General features: G+C 32.0%; 9 protein-coding genes. 7 read left to right on the top strand and 2 right to left on the bottom strand.

Features of this window, described 5'->3' with window-relative positions; genetic code table 11:
- The first annotated feature begins 21 nt into the window (after positions 1 to 21).
- Positions 22 to 3753: a metallophosphoesterase gene (locus ACM55I_RS09020; RefSeq protein WP_416846435.1), complete on the top strand. Its 3732-nt coding sequence runs from the start codon at positions 22 to 24 to the stop codon at positions 3751 to 3753.
- Here the strand turns inward: ACM55I_RS09020 and ACM55I_RS09015 are convergent.
- Positions 3736 to 4617 (bottom strand): hypothetical protein, encoded by an 882-nt coding sequence (locus tag ACM55I_RS09015; protein WP_416846434.1) that lies wholly within the window; start codon positions 4615 to 4617, stop codon positions 3736 to 3738. The genes ACM55I_RS09020 and ACM55I_RS09015 overlap by 18 nt on opposite strands.
- Positions 4618 to 4639: 22 nt before the next feature.
- Positions 4640 to 5704, bottom strand: coding sequence for a hypothetical protein (locus ACM55I_RS09010; protein ID WP_416835323.1), 1065 nt, complete (start codon positions 5702 to 5704; stop codon positions 4640 to 4642).
- A 267-nt stretch (positions 5705 to 5971) separates the two neighbouring features.
- Between ACM55I_RS09010 and ACM55I_RS09005 the strand changes: the two genes are divergently transcribed.
- The 6 genes from ACM55I_RS09005 to ACM55I_RS08980 all read left to right on the top strand — a co-directional run bounded on the left by ACM55I_RS09005 (position 5972) and on the right by ACM55I_RS08980 (position 19548).
- The gene (locus tag ACM55I_RS09005; RefSeq protein WP_416846433.1) at positions 5972 to 7876 is read left to right on the top strand and encodes a sensor histidine kinase; all 1905 of its coding nucleotides are present in this window, start codon (positions 5972 to 5974) and stop codon (positions 7874 to 7876) included.
- Positions 7877 to 8098: 222 nt separating this feature from the next.
- Positions 8099 to 9013 carry an ABC transporter ATP-binding protein gene (locus ACM55I_RS09000; RefSeq protein ID WP_416846432.1) on the top strand — a complete coding sequence of 305 codons (915 nt, stop codon included), beginning with the start codon at positions 8099 to 8101 and terminating at the stop codon, positions 9011 to 9013.
- Between the two features lie 4 nt (positions 9014 to 9017).
- Entirely contained in the window at positions 9018 to 9854 is an 837-nt protein-coding gene (locus ACM55I_RS08995) for an ABC transporter permease (protein WP_416846431.1), read from the top strand.
- Positions 9855 to 9869: 15 nt separating this feature from the next.
- Positions 9870 to 12185 (top strand): T9SS type B sorting domain-containing protein, encoded by a 2316-nt coding sequence (locus ACM55I_RS08990; RefSeq protein ID WP_416846430.1) that lies wholly within the window; start codon positions 9870 to 9872, stop codon positions 12183 to 12185.
- Between the two features lie 24 nt (positions 12186 to 12209).
- Positions 12210 to 16679 carry a T9SS type B sorting domain-containing protein gene (locus ACM55I_RS08985; RefSeq protein WP_416846429.1) on the top strand — a complete coding sequence of 1490 codons (4470 nt, stop codon included), beginning with the start codon at positions 12210 to 12212 and terminating at the stop codon, positions 16677 to 16679.
- An 82-nt stretch (positions 16680 to 16761) separates the two neighbouring features.
- Positions 16762 to 19548: a T9SS type B sorting domain-containing protein gene (locus ACM55I_RS08980; protein ID WP_416846428.1), complete on the top strand. Its 2787-nt coding sequence runs from the start codon at positions 16762 to 16764 to the stop codon at positions 19546 to 19548.
- Positions 19549 to 19777: the final 229 nt, after the last annotated feature.

Raw genomic sequence — 19777 nt, 5'->3', positions numbered from 1 at the left:
AAATAATTATACTACTAAATTATGGAATTGTTTTTGGATAATCGTTTTATAAATAGGAATAAAATAAATTTCGGTTTTATTCTTATATTCTTGGTATTACAATCTTGTGCTACACATCATGCGCAATTTGGAAAAAACATAAAAAATCCTGTAACTGAAAACGCTTCTGATACTTCAAAAATTGTGCATACTTTTTTTTTAGTAGGCGATGCCGGTAACGCTAATGAAGAGAAATCACTGCAAACAATTGATTTACTGGCTAATCAATTAAAAAAAGCAACTGATAATTCTACACTATTATTTCTAGGCGACAATATTTATCCTAAAGGACTGCCCAATACTGACCATCCAAATGACCGAATTATTGCAGAAAACAAGCTAACAAATCAACTAAAACTTACTAAAAAATTCAAAGGGAAAACCATTTTCATACCAGGAAATCATGATTGGTACAGCGGTATGAAAGGATTAGACCGACAAGCTAAATTTGTAACGGATTATCTCAACGATAAAAAATCATTTTTACCCAGAAAAGGATGTGGAATTGATGATTTAGAAATAAATAAAAACCTGACACTAATCACTATAGACAGTCAATGGTTCTTAGAAGATTGGGATAAAAGCCCAACTATAAATGATGACTGTAACATCAAAACAAGGGAAGATTTTTTTGTAGAACTAGAAAACATTCTGAACAAAAATCAGGACAAAACAGTGTTACTGGCTTTACATCATCCGTTGTTAAGTAATGGAACTCATGGTGGACAATTTTCATTAGAAAAACAACTTTTCCCATTAGAAGAAAAAATCCCGTTACCAGTTATTGGTTCTTTAATTAATTTGATACGAAAAACGTCGGGAATAAGTCCACAAGACATTCAAAACAAACAATATACCCTTTTTGTAAAAAGAGTAAAAACATTAATTCAAAGTCAGGATAATGTTATTGTAGTTTCTGGACACGATCATAATTTACAATATATTGACAAGGACAATATCAAGCAGATTATTAGCGGTGCAGGATCAAAATCAGAAGCAGCAAAGGCTGTTTTCCCTACTGATTTCTCTTATGGCGGTAATGGCTTCGCAACATTAAATATTTATGAAAATGGATCTGCAAAAGTCTTATTTTATGGCAATGAAAAAAATACCGAAAAATTACTTTTTGAACATTCAGTTTTAAATTCTAAAGAGAATTACAACCAGATATTCCCTTCTTCATTTCCCAAAATGACTACTGCTGCAATTTACTCTGAAAAACAAACCCATAAAAATGGATTTTATAAGTTTCTCTTTGGGCAACATTATAGAAAACAATACAGTACTCCAATAACGGTTCAAACCACTACAATTGACACTCTTTTTGGTGGATTAAAACCCAAAAGAGCAGGAGGTGGACACCAATCTAAATCATTACAATTAGTTGATAAAAATGGAAAAGAGTATGTTATGCGGGCTCTAAAGAAAAGTGCATCCCGTTTTATACAAAATGTAGCGTTCAAGGATCAATTTGTAGTAAATGAATTTGAAGATACGTATGCCGAGAATTTTTTGTTTGACTTTTATACCACTTCTCATCCTTATACTCCATTTGCAGTGGGGAATTTAGCAGAAAAAATTGGCCTTGCCCATACCAATCCAATATTATATTACATCCCAAAACACAAGGCTTTAAAAGGTTTCAATACTGATTTTGGAGATGAATTGTATATGGTGGAGGAGCGTCCTACTGATAATCAGAAAGACTTGACCACCTTTGGTAAGCCAAATGCAATTATTGGAACGGATGATTTATTAAAAAATCTACGCAAAGACGAGAAATATACTGTGGATGAAACTGGTTATATCAAAGCTAGATTATTTGATATGCTTATTGGTGATTGGGACAGACATAGTGATCAATGGCGTTGGGGAGAATATAAAGACGGTGAAAAAATAGTTTACAAACCCATTCCAAGAGATAGAGATCAAGCTTTTTCTAAATACGACGGAGCGCTGCTTTCGCTCTTAATGAATATGCCCGCATTACGCCATATGCAAACTTTTAAGGAGGCAATTCGAAACGTGAAATGGTTCAACCGCGAACCGTATCCACAAGATATTGCTTTATTAAAAACAGCCAATGAAAAAGATTGGATTAACCAAGCTAAATTTATTCAAGAAAATTTATCTGATGCTGATATAGATACTGCTTTTAATACTCTACCGGAAACAATCCAAGATGAAACTATTGAAAGTATTAAACATAAATTAAAAGTAAGGAAAACCCAATTACAACGCTATGCTTCTGAATATTATAAAGTACTTCAAAAAACAGTTTTGATTGTTGGTACTGATAAAAAAGACAAATTTATAATTACCCATAAAGCGAAAAACAATCTTGAGATTGCCGTTTACCGCATCAAAAAGAATGAGAAAGAATTGGTTTACACCAAAAATTTTACAGCTGGTACAACCAAAAACATTTGGATTTATGGTTTAGATGATGATGATTTTTTTGAAGTCAAAGGCAACGCAAAAGCGAACATAAATATTCGATTGATTGGCGGACAAAACATTGATTCTTATACTATAGAAAATGGAAAGAAAATAAAAATATATGATTTTAAATCAAGAGAAAACACTTATGCTTTAGATTCTAAAACTAAAACTGTTTTGACGGATGATTATGAAACTAATCTTTACGATTATAAAAAACCCAAATACAACGCATTTTCAGGATTGCCTTTTGGCGGTTATAATCCTGATGACGGAGTAAAATTAGGCTTCATCGCAAATTATACCGTAAATAAATTTAATCAGAATCCATACACTCAAAAACACGTTCTTAAAGCCAATTATTTTTTTGCAACCAATGGATATGAGCTCATTTACAACGGCTCTTTCCCTAAAGCTTTAGGCAAATGGGATTTGGATTTAGAATCAAAATTCACAAGCCCTAATTTTACCATTAATTATTTTGGATCCGGAAATGAGACCATAAACAATGATGAAACGTTTGGAATGAATTATAATCGAGTTCGTCTTCGAACACTAAAAGTAACACCGTCTATTAAGAAAATAGGAAAATATGGAAGTGAAATTAGTTTTTCGACCACTTTCGAAAAAATCAGTGTCGAAGAAACTAATAATCGTTTTATAAATATACCAGGAGTTGTAAATCCTGATGTTTTTGGCAGCCAACAATTTGCAGGAGCTACCGTTAAATACAGTTTTGAAAATTATGACATTCCTTCATTTCCAACTATGGGGTTTGGATTTTCGGTTGCTGGAAGTTGGAAAATGAATACGAACGATGCACAAAGAAATTTCCCTACATTAGAAAGTAAAATTAATTTCAATCATAAAATTGATGCTAATGGAAAAGTCATTTTGGCAACAATTTTAAAATCAAAAATACTATTAAACAACAATTTCGAATTCTATCAAGGCGCCGCATTAGGAGGCGATTATGATTTAAGAGGATATAGAAACGAGCGCTTTCTGGGAAAACAGTCTTTTTATCAAAGTAATGATATTCGATGGAATTTGGGGAAAATAAAACGAAGTGTTATTCCCATGTCCTACGGGATTTTAGGCGGTTTTGATTATGGTCGTGTTTGGGTAAATGGAGAAAATTCAGATAAATGGCATCAATCTTTTGGTGGCGGATTATGGCTCAATGGATTGAATGTGATTACTGCAAGAATCACTTATTTCAAAAGTGCTGATGAAGAAGCTCGTATTGCTTTTGGATTAGGATTTGGATTTTAGTTTTTTGAGAGAAACCTCATAGACCTTTCCTCCTATTTTCTTTGTTTTTTCATCTGCAATAATCAAAGTATCATTATCCTTAAAGCAAATAGCTTCTTTTTGAGAAAAGTGGTTTAAATACAATTCTGTTTTAATTCCGTTGAGGAAATTATCTCCCGTAAAGTTTTCGAATATCCAAATTTTGTCATGGCTTAAAACAACTACTTTCGATTCATCCGGACTTATGCTTGCACTTGTTATTGCACAATGATTATAATCTCCGCATGTCTTGAATTCTCCGATAAATTCTGCTTGATGAAAACCTGCTGCATTTGGTACTTTATACAAATAGGAAGTTCCATCAAAACCTTTACTCCGATTTTTGGTAAACAGATAGAAATTATTTTTAAACTCAAAAAAACCTTCAACATCATAGAACATTGCAGTTTTTTTGGGTGGAAAATCTTTTTGTTCCGGATAAGCAAATGAAATTTTGTAAACTGGCGTTGTACTTTCGTTACCTAATGAATTTTTATCAATTTTATAAATACACAAATCCTGACGCAAATTGTCATTGTTACCAAAATCTCCAATATATAAATTCCCGTCTTTGTCTTTTGAAATATCTTCCCAATCAATATTTTCTGTGTTTTCGATGGTTGTATTTTTAACTATTTCTCCATTCGAATTTAATCCATAAATTGAATTTGCATTCCCGCTGTCTTCTAATGTCCAAAGCAAATTGTTCGTTGAAAAATAGGTAATTCCCGAAACTTCTTTTAACTTTTTAGGCAAAGAATAAAGTGTAGTTAATGAATTCGAATCCTGTTGGCAGGATAAAAAAACAAAAGCAATTACGACCGAAATATAGTTTTTTAAACTCATAGTATATAATTTTATAAAAAGACTAAAATCCAGTATTGAATAAATTAGTGTTTTTAAAGTTTCTGGTAATAAATTCAAAAGCCGCACTCATTACATTCCCCATAGATTTTGCTTTTTTAAAATTCAAATCATTGGTATAACTATACAACTCTAATTTCAACTGATTCAAATGTTCATCGGTCGAAATAACATCAGAACCCATGATTTGCAACAACCTTTTGATACGATTTTCGGCAGAATGAATCCTTTTAGCTAAAACAGCTCGTTCCTCATCTTTATACTGCTCAATGGAACTATGTTGTAATTTATCTTTAACCAACTTTACCATTGGATAATTTTCTTTAAAAAACTGTGGACGATACACTTTAAAATTTCCTTCAAAGCATTGTTGGTCAAAATCAATTGCACGAATTCTATAAACTACCTGATCAAAATCGTGAATGGGTATAATTACATAATTATAAGAACGCATATCACCTAACAATCGAATCATACAGCGCTCGTTGAACTTCACAAATTCTTTTGCGATTTGAGACTTTTCGGTTTCAGTACAATCAGCGAGAAGTGTTTTAATAAAGACATCCCCGGCAATTCCCATAATATGCTCTTCGATTAAAGTGTCTTTGTACACTAAAAAATTTATTTTATCCGGAGACAAAATGTGTTCCAGTTCCAGTCCATAAACTCGGGAAGCATCAGCTTTCTTGACATAAAAATGAGTGTAATTATCATTGAGAATGTTTCTGACTTTGATTCGAAATGGCTTTGAATTTCCAAAAGTGCAATAATCGATTGAATCCACATTCAGAAATTTAATAATTCCCAAATTACCATCAGAATGTAAAAGAGAATAAATTTTCATCAAAGTCAAATCAATCTCTTTTCTTTCAAATTCATTATAATACACCCGAATCCACAACGTATCCTGATCGTTTTTATCATACACATTTATAGAACCGGAAAAACGCAACAAATCATCATAAAAAATAGGCACTTTGGAGATTCGGTCAAACCGTTCCAAATAATCCAAAAGCGAATTATTTATGGGGTAAGATGGTTTTTTAAAAAGCATTATTGGCTCACTCATTCAAAATATATTTAATGCAAAATTACGATAAATAAGAGTTTAAAAATTCCTAATTACAAACTTCTTAACGCTCTACCTATGATAGTTTTTATTGTTCTGAAGGAATTTCTAAAACCATTTATACAATACCGTTGCATCAAGAAAAAAGCGTTACCAGTTTAGCCGTTTTATGATTAGAAAAGGCTTTTCTTAAAATCAATATTTTTTATATTCCCTTTAAATATTATTTAAAAAACACTCCGAAAAGGGAATCAAAATTCCATTTTTATGTTAAAAAGAATGCTAACCCAACATATTTACTATATATTTGACTCCCCTCAACTGATTAAATTAATACCTACTATGACAAATATGCCTGAGCTATATTTAAAAGCTGCACAATCGGCAAAGATTGGTGTATGGAAGCTAAACTTACTAACAGATAATGTCTATTGGGATTCTGTCACAAAAGATATTCTAGAAGTTCCTGAAGATTTCAAGCCAATAAATGGAAATGGAATTAATTTTTATAAGGAGGGCGAAAATAGAGATAAAATTAGATTATTAATTGATAAGGCAATCAATGAAGGAATATCTTTTGAAGATAAATTTCAAATCATTACTGCTAAAAATAATATTAAATATATAGAATGTATTTGTCAAGTTGAATTGATTGACGGAAAAACAACTCAATTATTAGGTACTTTTCAAGACATTACAAAAGAGCAAAATTTAATCAACGAACTTCAATTAAACGTTGAAAAATTTTCTTCAATTTTCTCAAGTGCCAATGATTCAATTATTATCATTGACACTTCTAATGGAATCATAACAGATTGTAACCCCCGAACTACTTCTCTTACCGGTTATGAAAGCTCTGAATTAATAGGGTTACATAATTCGGAATTATTCCCTTTAGAATATAAAAAACAAGTCCGGGTTTTTTTAACTTATAATTTAACAAAGGATGATTATATAGTAAATGAAACCTATATAAAATCTAAATCTGGCGAATCAATACCTGTAGAAATCGCAACAGGTAAAAAATTTCAGGTCAATCAAATCACCTATTTAGTCTGTTTCATCAGAGATATTAGCGAAAGAAAAAATACGGAACAAAAACTAAAACTGTTATCCCTAGCTGCTTCAGAAACTACTGATACAATAGTAATTGCGAATACAAACGGAGAGGCAATATGGGCAAACCAAGCCTATTTAGATCTAACTGGATTAGGTATGAATGAAATATTAGGTCAAAAACCCGGATATTTATCCAAAGGTCCAGAAACAGATTTACAAACTACTGCCACAATGCGGGAAGCACTTAGAAATAAAGAAAGTATAAAAATTATTATTCTGAATTACAATAAGAAAAAAGAAAAGTACTGGTTTGAATTGAATATTACCACCGTTTTTGATAGTCAAAATAATTTTATAAATTTTGTTGGTGTTGGCAGAGATGTTACACTTAGAATTGAAAAAGAGATTGAACTTAAGCATTTACTAGATGTCACCAGCCAGCAAAACAATAAGCTATATAACTTTACCCATATTGTTTCACACAATATTCGTTCCCATACCAGTAATTTATCTATGGTTGTCGATGTAATTGAAAATACAGACGATATTACTGAGAAACTTTCTTATTTTGATTTATTTAAAGAAGGAACCGAAAAGTTATCAGAAACGATAGAATATTTAAATGAAATTATAACGATTCAGCAAAAAACTAATATTGAAAAAACAACGATTCATTTAAAGGATGAAATCGAAAAAACAAAAAAATCATTGAGTTTGGTTATCAAAGAAAGTCAGATAACAATAACACATTCAATCCCAGATGATTTAACAGTCAATGTAATCCCTGCTTATTTAGATAGTATTTTACTTAATCTATTTACCAATGCAATAAAATATAAATCTCCTCAACGCAACGCTATTTTAGAAATTGGCTATGAAATCAATGAAAACTTTGTTGTCATAACTTTCAAAGACAATGGATTAGGATTAGACTTAAAGAAAAATGGCCACAAAATTTTCGGAATGTATAAAACTTTTCATGGTAATGAAGATGCCAAAGGAATTGGATTATTTATAACAAAAAGTCAACTTGAGGCAATGGACGGTAAAATTGAAGTAGAAAGCGAAGTTGGTTCCGGTTCTATTTTTAAAATATATCTGAATGAAAAATAAGATGACCTATGTTATTTATAGCCCTAAAAGCATTGATAAATCGATGAATCTGCTTGTGTCAAAAATTAGTTTTGTATAACACTCCATTTACAATAGATAAATTAAAAAAACTACCAAAATTGAATTCAGTCTGAATATTAATTGATAAGACAAACTAATTCCGGTTTAATAGTAACAAATACTAACCTTGTTCGTCCTATATAAAACTTAAAAAAAGACACTTTGGAAATTATACTCTCTATTAAAAATCTCAACAAACGTTATGGCAGTGTACAAGCGTTGAAAGATGTTTCATTCGAAATACACAAAGGCAATGTTTACGGGATTCTTGGACCAAACGGTAGCGGAAAATCAACAACATTAGGGATTGTTTTGAATGTTGTTAATAAAACTTCCGGAGAATATAGCTGGTTTGGCGGCACTATGCAAACCCACGAAGCGTTAAAAAAAGTGGGAGCCATAATTGAAAGACCTAATTTCTATCCGTATATGACGGCAAAAGAAAACTTAGAATTGGTTTGCAAAATAAAAGGCATCAATTATACTAAAGTAAATGAAAAACTGGAATTAGTAGGTTTAATAGACCGACAAGACAGTAAATTCAGCACGTTTTCTCTTGGAATGAAACAACGCTTAGCAATTGCTTCTGCCCTACTGAATGATCCAGAGATTTTAATTCTTGATGAACCCACGAATGGTTTAGATCCACAAGGAATTCATCAAATTCGAGATATAATCAAACATATTGCAGCAAAAGGAACTACCATTTTACTGGCATCCCATTTATTGGACGAAGTAGAAAAAGTATGTACACATGCACTCGTTTTAAGAAAAGGAGAAATTTTATATTCTGGATTAGTTGGTGGTATGTCTACCAATGAAGGTTTTTTTGAGTTACAAGCTGATGATAATGAAAATTTGGCATTCGTTTTAAAGACGCATCCTGCTGTAAAAAATATTGCAAATGAGGGTGAAAAAGTTTTAGTTTATTTAAAACATGATTGGGAAGCAAGGGAATTGAATCAATTTCTTTTCGAAAAAAACATTGTATTAAGTCATTTGGTTAAACGAAAAAACAGCTTGGAAGAGCAATTTTTAGAATTAACAAATAACTCTAAACCAACTATCAAAAACTAAAACAATGAAACGACTTCTCTCAATAGAACTACAAAAAATATGGAAAAATAAAGCTAGCCGAGTCTTGACTTTGACTTATTTTATTCTACTAACCTTTATTGCATTAATTGCTTCCATCAAATTTGATCTTGGAATTTTCAAACTTCATCTTGCCGAAATGGGTATTTTTAATTTCCCTTTCATTTGGCATTTCAATACCTATATTGCCGCTATTTTAAAATTATTCCTGGCGATCGTTATTGTATCAATGATGGCAAACGAATACAGTTACGGGACATTAAAACAAAATCTGATAGACGGAATGAGTAAAAAAGAATTTATTATGTCAAAATTTTTGACCATAATTTTATTTGCTGCAGTATCAACCGTTTTTGTGTTTATAATGTCATTAATTTTAGGATTTAGTTTTTCCTCATATACTGAAATCGGCATTGTTTTCTCTGATTTAGAATATATTTTGGCCTATTTTATAAAATTAATTGGATTTTTCTCTTTCTGCTTATTTTTAGGAATATTAGTAAAACGTTCTGCATTTGCTCTTGGTTTTCTTTTAGTTTGGAATATTATTGAAGGTATTGCCAAAGGAATTTTAACTTTTAAAATATTTCCGGATAGCAATAAAGCATCGTATGTAACACAATTTTTTCCACTGGAATCCATGTCTAATTTAATTGTGGAACCATTCTCCAGATTATCAATTATTAAGTCTATTGGAAACCAAATTGGAATAGAAAACGGTAAAGATTACGGTGTTCATTTCTCCTCTGTAATAATCGTTTTATGTTGGACTGGAATTTTTACATTCTTATCCTATCGCTTATTAAAAAATAGAGATTTGTAGTATCTTTACAGCACTATGAAATGTATAAAAATAATCTTATTTTATATCTTCATTCGTTGCTCTATATTTAGTGCAACGGCGCAATCTATATCAGTAAACGACTCTTATACGGCACAACAACTTGTTGAAAATGTTTTAGTAAATAGTTCTTGTGCTAACATTTCAAACCCAATTGCAACTGGAGATACATTTACTGCTGGGCAAAATAGTTATGGCTATTTTAATAATGAAGGAGGTAGTTTTCCGTTTACTGAAGGTGTGCTTTTAAGTACTTGGAGCAGTCAAAATTCAACAGGCCCATTTGTAAGAACTAAAGGAGGAGGGGATCCTGCTTGGTCAGGTGATACTGATTTAGATAAAGAATTAGGTATTAAAACGGTAAATGCAACAGTCTTAGAATTCGATTTTACACCTTTAACTAATTTCATAAGTTTCGATTATATATTTGCTTCCAATGAATACCAAGATGATTTTCCATGTCGTTATTCTGATGGATTTGCATTTTTAATAAAAGAAAAAGGGAGCGTAATCAATTATCAAAATTTAGCTGTTCTTGCCAGCACTTCTACCCCTGTTTCATCACAAAATGTTCATCCTCTTATTTTACCATTTGGCGTAGGTGGTGGTTGCCCAGCAAAAAACGAAAACTATTTTGGTGGATACAGCTCAGCAACAAGTCCCACGAATTATAGTGCACAAACAATAGTCTTGAATGCTCAAACAAATGTCATAGCAGGAACAACTTATCATATAAAATTAGTAATTGCTGATGATAGTAATGAATATTATGACTCCGCTGTTTTTCTAAAGGCAGGTAGTTTTTCTCCAAAAATAGATTTAGGACCTGATCAACTCTTAGCAACGAATAACCCAATTTGTTTTGGCGAAAGCTATACTATTAATACTAATTTACCTGCCAGCTATAGCTACAAATGGTTTAAAGATTCAAATGAAATAGTAGGTGAAACTAGCCCGTCCTTGACAGTTACTGATACCGGTAACTATAAAGTTGAAATTACTTTCACTCCCGCCACTTGCATGACCATGGATGAAATAAGAATAGAATATACACCACAAATTATTTTGAATGACACTACACTTTCACAGTGCGATGCTAACAATGATGGAATTACTGTTTTTGATTTGACCCGAGCTGATGCTTTGGTAAAAAACAATGCCTCTGGTTTAAGCAACATTATATATTATGAATCTTTAGCAGATGCTCAAGCGCAACTCAATCCAATTGCGAATTCAACAAATTATCAAAATAAGGCAATAAACCAAATAGTCTTTGCCAGAACTACAAATTCTTTTGGTTGTGCGAACTATGCCAAAGTTACTCTTCAAATTTCAAACAATAGTATTGCCCCTCAAAATCCAATTTCGACCTGCGATGGTGATAGTACTCAAGATGGTTTGTATCATTTTGACTTAAATACACAAGTAACACCACAAGTTTTGAATGGACTACCTGCCGGATTAATTGTTGAATATTATTTGAATACAACTGACGCTATTGCACAAAAAAATCCTTTGTCAAACGTTTTTAATAATACTGTTGCAAACCAACAAATCATTTATGCCCGAATTGTAAATGGTTCTGATTGTTATGCAATTACTCCAGAAACACTTGTAGTGAGTACTTTTAATCCAGCAAATTTTCAAGAAGAGAAGGCTGGTTTATGCAACGGCAGTTCTGTAGACTTAGTTGTTAATGCCGGATTTTCAAGTTATTTATGGAATACGGGAGCAACTGCGAACACAATCAATGTTACTATACCCGGCAATTATTTGGTAAAAGTTACTAATATAAATGGTTGTATGGCAACAAAGACTTTTGATATATCTGCATCAGGAATTGCGGTTATTACCGGAGCAACAATAAATGATTTTGATGGAAACGGAAATTCAGTTTTAATTAAATATACAGGAGTAGGCAATTATGAATTTTCTCTTGACGGATCATTTTTTCAAGATAATCCGTTATTCAACGCAGTTGCTGCAGGAGATTATTTAGTTTATGCCCGAGATAAAAATGGTTGTGGTTTATCCAATCCATTTAAAATTTATGTTTTAGATTATCCTCGTTATTTCACTCCAAACGGAGATGGATTTAATGATATTTGGGAAATTAAAAATCTAAATCTGTTACCAAAATCTAAAATAACGATTTTCGATCGTTATGGTAAATTATTAAAAGAACTTAGTTCAATAAGTTCCGGTTGGAATGGAACTTTCAATGGATATACATTACCGGCAGACGATTATTGGTTTAACTTAACCTTTGAAGATGGAAGAATTATAAAAGGACATTTTTCATTAAAAAGATAAACCTTAATTTCCTATTTTTATAAAATGAAAAGAATAATACTCCTTTTTTTTACTTTTTTATCTATTACTTGCTTTGCCCAATTTAGTAAAACACATTACATCCCGCCCTTAACCTGTGGAACAAATTTGGCAGGTGATCATTATATCTATATTTCTACTCCAAGCAGCACAAATGTCAATTTTAAAATTATGCCAAACGGAGGTAGTATAATAACAGGCGTTGTCAATAACAATAATCCCTATATTTATGCCATTGGACAAGGAGATAATACGCAACTATTCACTCCAAAAACAACCATCGGAATTTTAACAAACAAAGGCTATGTAATTGAAGCTGAGGATTTAATTTATACAAGTGTAAGAGTCAATTCAGGGCCAAACCCAAATGCATACGTTCATGCAGGAGGATTAGTATCTAAAGGAAATAGCGCTCTTGGAAAAACGTTTCGATTAGGTGCCATGTTAAATCCTCTTTATGATAGTACTGTATTAAATTTTGCATCCATTCTTTCGACAGAAAACAGTACAAAAGTCACTATTTCAAATATTCCTATTGGTACAGTTCTGTCAAATGGTGCCACTATTACTGGGCCAATAGTAGTTACTTTAAACAAAAATGAAAGCTATGTTTTAGCTTTAGAAAATTACAACAATAGTATTTCTAATAGCTCCAAAATGATTGGTGCCTTAGTCGAATCTGATAAGCCTATAGTTGTCAATTCTGGTTCATTTGCAGGTAGCAACAGTACAAGCTTAAACGCTCAAGGAAATCCCGCTGGAAGAGATGTAGGTTTTGACCAAATTGTCTCTTTCGAAAAGACTGGAAAGGAATACATCTTTGTCAAAGGGATTGGAACTGATGAATTAGAACGTATTTTATTGATTGCGAATATAGATAATACCAAAATTTTCATTGACGGCTCCACCCTTTTTAAAACTATTAACAAAGGAGAATATGCCGATATTGATGGAAGTAAATTTACTAATGGAAATTTATACGTATCTACTTCTGAAAATGTTTTTGCTTATCAAAGCATTGGAGGATCCGAATCTCCAGCTAATCAAAATCTTTTTTTTGTACCACCTTTAAACTGTGCAACACCTAGCATTGTTGATAATATTCCATCTATTGAATCTATAGGAAATACATTTTATAATGGCGGCTTAAATATCGTTACTGAGACCGGAGCAACAGTAACCATAAATAATAACCCAATAACTAGCCTACCAGTTGCTGTTATTGGAAATCCTAACTATGTAAGATATACTGAAAGTAATTTGGTGGGAAACATTGCAGTAAAATCCAACAGGCAACTCTATGTTTCTTATTTTGGAACTAATGGAGCTGCAACCTATGGTGGTTATTATTCCGGTTTTGATACAAAACCAGAAATTGTTACTGATAAAATTTTAGCGTCCAATTCCGCATGCATTCCAAATATAAAGTTAAAAATCAGCACTTTATCGTCTTATGATACCTTTCAATGGTATTTCAATGATAATCCAATTAATGGTGCAAATTCAAATTCATACACTCCTACTCAACCTGGCTATTACCAAGTAAAAGGAAGTATTTTGGGTTGTTCAAGCATAATTCCTATTTTTTCAGATAAAATTCCAGTAAGTGATTGTCCATTAGATTCCGATAATGATGGGACTAATAATAACATTGATATTGATTTGGATAATGATGGCGTAACAAATGCTCTTGAAGCAAACATCTCCTTATTAAATCAGTCAAATACGATTACAAGTTCAGATTATAATGCCACAATAACCGGAAGTGGAACTATTAAAGGAAAACCATTATATGGATTTGTATCACAGGTTCCTGCTGGAATAACCAATTCAGTTTCCTACACTTTAAACCTAACAAAACCTCAAAGTATTAGCATTAATTATATAGCTCAGGATAATTCAAACCAAATTACAGCTGTTTCCGAATACTTAAATGCTGAGGGAGATTTTATTTTACAAGTTCCAGCAAATAAAACCATTACATTGACAGATCCACAAAATCAATTGCTGGTAGATACTAATTATGATGGGATTTATGAAAGTGGAGTGACTGAATTTTCTTCTTTCGAAATCCGTTTTCGATTAAAAAGCACAATACCATTAACCCCAGGTTTGGGTAGTTTCCAGTTTTCATCTTATCTTACTAATTCGGTTACATTTACCCATACAAATCTATCCGATATAAGCGCTAATAAAGCAATTTTCATGATTAGTCATACCGAAAACTTTGATTCAGATTCTGACACAATACCAGATTTATTTGACTTAGATAGTGATAATGATGGAATTCCTGATACCATTGAAGCACAAGGAAAAGGTTTTAAAGTTTTTTCAGGGATTGATTCCAATAAAAATGGATTGGACAATGCTTTCGAACCAGGACTAATTCGAATTAATACCGACAATGATATCTTCAATACATTTCCTGTTGTATATGATTTACTTGATTTAGACAGTGACAATGATGGCATTTATGACTTGGTTGAATCAGGAAGTAATGCTATTGACACCAATAAAGACGGAATTATAGATGGTTTGCCTGTTTCTTTTGGTACCAATGGTTTGTTTGATGGACTTGAAACGAGTCCGGACAGTGGTAAATTAAATTATACCATTGCCGATATTGATTCAGATGGAAATTTTAACTACATAGATTTGGACAGTGATAATGACATTTGTTTTGATGTTTTTGAGGCTGGTTTTAACGATCCTAACAATGATGGGATATTAGGAAGTAATCCTGTTACAGTAAATACAAATGGTAAAGTTACAAGCAGCGTAGGTTATAGTAGCCCTAATAACAATTACATTATTGCTGCACCAATTGAAATCACTACACAACCGCAAGCAAGTCCAGCATGTGAATTACAAAACACAACAATTACAGTACTTGATAATGGTGGAAATACCTACCAATGGCAACTTTCAACTGATGGGACTACTTGGAACACCATTTCAGATAATGCAATTTACAGCGATGCTACCACGAATATCCTTTCCTTAAAAAGTATAAAAAATGCAATGAACGGATATAAATACAGAGTAAAACTGAAAAAAAATGGTAATTCTTGTGGCTTAATTTCTGCCGAAACTACTTTGACAGTTTATGCCTTACCAATAATTAATACAGTCACAATTGTTCAATGTGACGATGATACTGACGGCTTTTCTAATTTTAATTTAACGGTAAAAAACAATGCCATCTCCTCTAATTTTGCCTCCGAAACTTTTACCTATTATACCACCCTTTCAGGAGCTGAAACAGCTGATACAGCAAATTTAATTTCAAACCCTTTCGCTTTTAAAAATACAACAGTTAGTGGTATGAATGTTTGGACCAGAGTAGAAAATGCCAATGGATGCTATAATACAGTCCAAATTACCTTAGCAGTCTCTACTACTCAAATGCCAGCCACATTCAGTCGCACTTTTTCAAATTGTGATGACTTAGGCATTACCAATGACGATACTGATGGAATTTCTACTTTTGATTTCAGTAGTGCAACAACTGATATACAGTCAATTCTTCCTATACCAAGTTCTTCCTATTCTGTAAAATATTACAAAAATGAAACAGATGCTTTGTCTGAAAGCGATGAAATTACAAATACTACAAACTATAGTAATGATGGTTCTCCAAATGAACAAAAAATTTGGGTTCGTGTGGAAAGCACCGCTGATAATGCCTGTTATGGTTTAAGTCCTCGAATTACATTAAAAGTAAATTCAAAACCTAATATTGATGCAAACGAAGATTTTGAAGAAAATGAATTGGTATGTTCTAACCTTCCTACTTTTTTTGTAAAACTAGATTCCGGAATTCAAGACGGCTCACCAACAAGTAATTATACTTATGTTTGGAAGAAAGATGGAGTTATTTTACCAAACGAAACAGCACCGACTTTGAATGTAAATCAAGAAGGGGATTATACCGTAGAAGTTAGCTCGCTTGCCGGTTGTAGTAGAACACGAGCGATAAAAGTAACCGCTTCGGATGTTGCTAAAATTGCTAACATTGATATAGTTGATTTATCCGATTCAAATTCTATAACGATAAATATAACTGGACAAGGGCAATACGAATATAGCATGGATACTACTTTTGGACCTTTTCAAGAATCTAATTTCTTCGATAATGTCTCAGCCGGAATTCATGATATATACATTAATGATAAAAATGGCTGCGGAATAGTCAGCCAATCAGTTGCTGTAATTGGAGTTCCTAAATTTTTCACACCTAATGGTGATGGCCAAAATGATTATTGGAATATAAAAGGAGTAAATGCCCGTTTCAATAAAAATTCTATTATTTATATTTTTGATCGTTATGGAAAACTTCTCCAACAAATAAACACTTCAAATCAAGGATGGGATGGAACTTTCAATGGTTTTCTTTTACCCGCAGACGATTACTGGTATACGCTAAAATTAGAAGACGGAAGAGAAGCAAAAGGCCATTTTAGTTTAAAGAGATGAAAATATTAAACAATATTCACGTTTTATGTTAAAATTTATTTTTTATATACATATTAACTATATTTGTTAGTTTAAAACAACCATGAAATACGGTACACTAATTATCTTTTTTCTTCTGTTTTTTTCAATGCCTACTTTTGCACAAAAAGAAGCTGCAAACTGGTACTTTGGTGCTGGAGCTGGTTTAGATTTTAATTCTGGAAGCCCTGTTGCCTTAATAAACGGTCAATTGAATACTGCCGAAGGGTGTGCAACTATTTCTGATAAAAATGGAAATTTACTTTTTTATACAGATGGTTCGATTGTATATGATAAATCACATCATATAATGCCAAATGGTTATGGTTTACTGGGACATAACTCAAGCACACAATCAGCGATTATAGTTCCAAAACCGAACAATCCCAATTTATATTATATTTTCACAGTAGATCAACCACTTCCTGCAAATGTAGATGACAACCCGTTAAATAATGAGGATCCTCCTAATAATGGACTAAACTACTCCTTAGTTGATTTAAGATTAAATAATGGTTTAGGAGATATTTCTATTAAAGAAAAAAACATACACCTCATAACCTATGATACAAATAATGACGAAGATGTAAAATTTAAATGCTCCGAAAAAATTACAGCAGTACAACATGGAGATGGTGTTTCTTTTTGGGTAATTACTCATTTCAAAAATACTTTTTATTCCTTCAAAATAACCAATCAAGGCGTTGATAAAAAACCTATCCAAACTAATACACCATTAAATGTACCTACTGGTGGTTATCTTTCAAATGCTATTGGTTATTTAAAAACATCCCCAAATGGAAAAAAAATAGCTATAGCGAATACATCAGTAAAACAGAATGATGATTTAGGTCCAAAAAATAATATAATTAGAAACACTGGTAACGTATGGCTATTCGATTTCGATTCCGTTACAGGAAAAGTAAGCAATGGATTTTCAATTCTTAACGGAGTAAATCCATATGGATTAGAATTTTCAGCAAAATCTAAAAAGTTATATGTAACTACCAATCTGTTCAGTAACGATGATGTTTCTTTAGGAAGCTTATTAATTCAATTTAACTTAAAAAGCTCAAATATTATTGGGTCAAAAACCACAATCAACTCATCCACAAATGTTGCAGGTGCATTACAATTAGCGCTTGATGAAAAAATATATCGCTCTGGATATCCTTTCGGAGCAAATGTTAGCAATAAATTATCGGTAATCAACAATCCTGAATTAGATGGTAGTAATTGTAATTATTTACAAAATGAAATAGACTTAGGCATTGGAAAAGCAAAATTAGGCTTACCTCCATTTATTACTTCCCTATTTTTATATGCGTTTAGCTATGAGTTTAATTGTTTCGGCCAATCAACACATTTTTATATCAATTCTGTCGAAAAGATAGATGCCGTTCTTTGGGATTTTGGAGATGGTTCTACATCTACAAATAGAGATGCGTATCATACCTACACTAAAACTGGTGATTATAAAGTAACGTTAATAAAAACTGTAAATGGAGAAGACAGGGAACCGCTTGAAAAAACAATCACCATTTATGATGTTCCCAAAATACTTTCGACACCCTATAAATTAGTCCAATGCGACACACAAGATAATATACCTACAGATGGATTAGCTACATTTAATTTAGCTTTAGCTAATGAACCAATTAGTTTAGGACAAAAAGATTTTGAAGTATATTACTATCATAGTGTTGTTGATGCAGATAATGACAATACGAACACCCTGTCAATTCCAGTAAATTACCGCAACAGTATTGCTGATGAAATTATATTTGCAAAAGTTACTCAACCCAACTCAACTTGTTATAGCATAGGATCAGTTCTTTTACATGCCAATAAAAGCATTTTAATAGTACCTGAAACAATGCGCGAATGTGATCTTGGCGAAGGAAAAGGTTTGTTTAATTTGAAAGAGAAAAAAAACTTAATAAAAACTGAATTGAATTTACCTTCAGATGTACGCTTATTCTTTTATGCCAATGAAGATGATGCCTCATTAGGAATCAATGAACTGGAAGAAAATTACATTTCAACTTCAAAAACAATATTTCTTCGAGCTGAGAATAATGAAGGTTGTTACGGAACTGGACATTTTGAGATTAGTGTAGAACCAACTCCAAAAATTAATGTTTTAGAAAATAGAATTCTATGTGAGGGAATTACAAATCCTTCGATACTGTTAGATGCTGGAATTTTAGCACCCGCAATCACCAGTGATTTCAGCTATTCTTGGTCAACTGGTGAAACATCTCCTACAATAGCAGTAAACAAAGAAGGCGAATATAGTGTTATTGTAAAAAACAAATCAGGCTGTTCAACAACACGAAAATACATTGTAACATTATCCTATTTAGCAAAAATAAACAACATAATAATTCAAGATTTACAGGCCTTAAACCAAGTTATAATTGAGGTTGTTAATCCAAATGATTACAGCTACAGGATTCATTTTCAAAATGGCACTGAAACCCCATTTCAAAGTTCCCCTATTTTTGAAAATGTCCCTGGTGGTTTTCATGAATTAATAGTCGAAAACAATAATGGATGTGGTCAAAAAACAAAAAATTTTACCGTCTTAGATGCTCCAAAATTCTTTACTCCAAATGATGATGGATACAATGACTATTGGAATTTAAAAGGAATAAATACGCCTTTTTACAAAAATGCAGTTATATACATTTTTGACCGATACGGAAAATTAATTCGTCAATTATCCCCTTCAAGCCCGGGTTGGGATGGTACTTTTCACAAACAACCATTACCAGCTGACGATTATTGGTTCACTTTAAAATTAGAAGATGGTAGAGAAGCAAAGGGGCATTTTAGTTTAAAGAGATAAGAACAAAATCATATACAATCTAGATATTTGTAATCTGTAAGTGTTAAGAATAATTTATTCGTACATTTTTATGAGTACAAAAAAAAGTCCCTGTCGCAAAAATAAAATCATAAAAAAGAGGCTGTCCGAAAAGTAATTTTCGGGCAGTTTTTTTTGTTTATTACTTTGATTCTTCGTATTTTTAAGTACCAAAATCAGCGATTATGCAGCCAGTTTTTAAACCTCATTC

It is taken from the genome of Flavobacterium algoris, from assembly GCF_048158525.1.
Classification (GTDB): domain Bacteria; phylum Bacteroidota; class Bacteroidia; order Flavobacteriales; family Flavobacteriaceae; genus Flavobacterium; species Flavobacterium algoris.
This window is presented reverse-complemented; position numbering and strand designations above follow the sequence as displayed.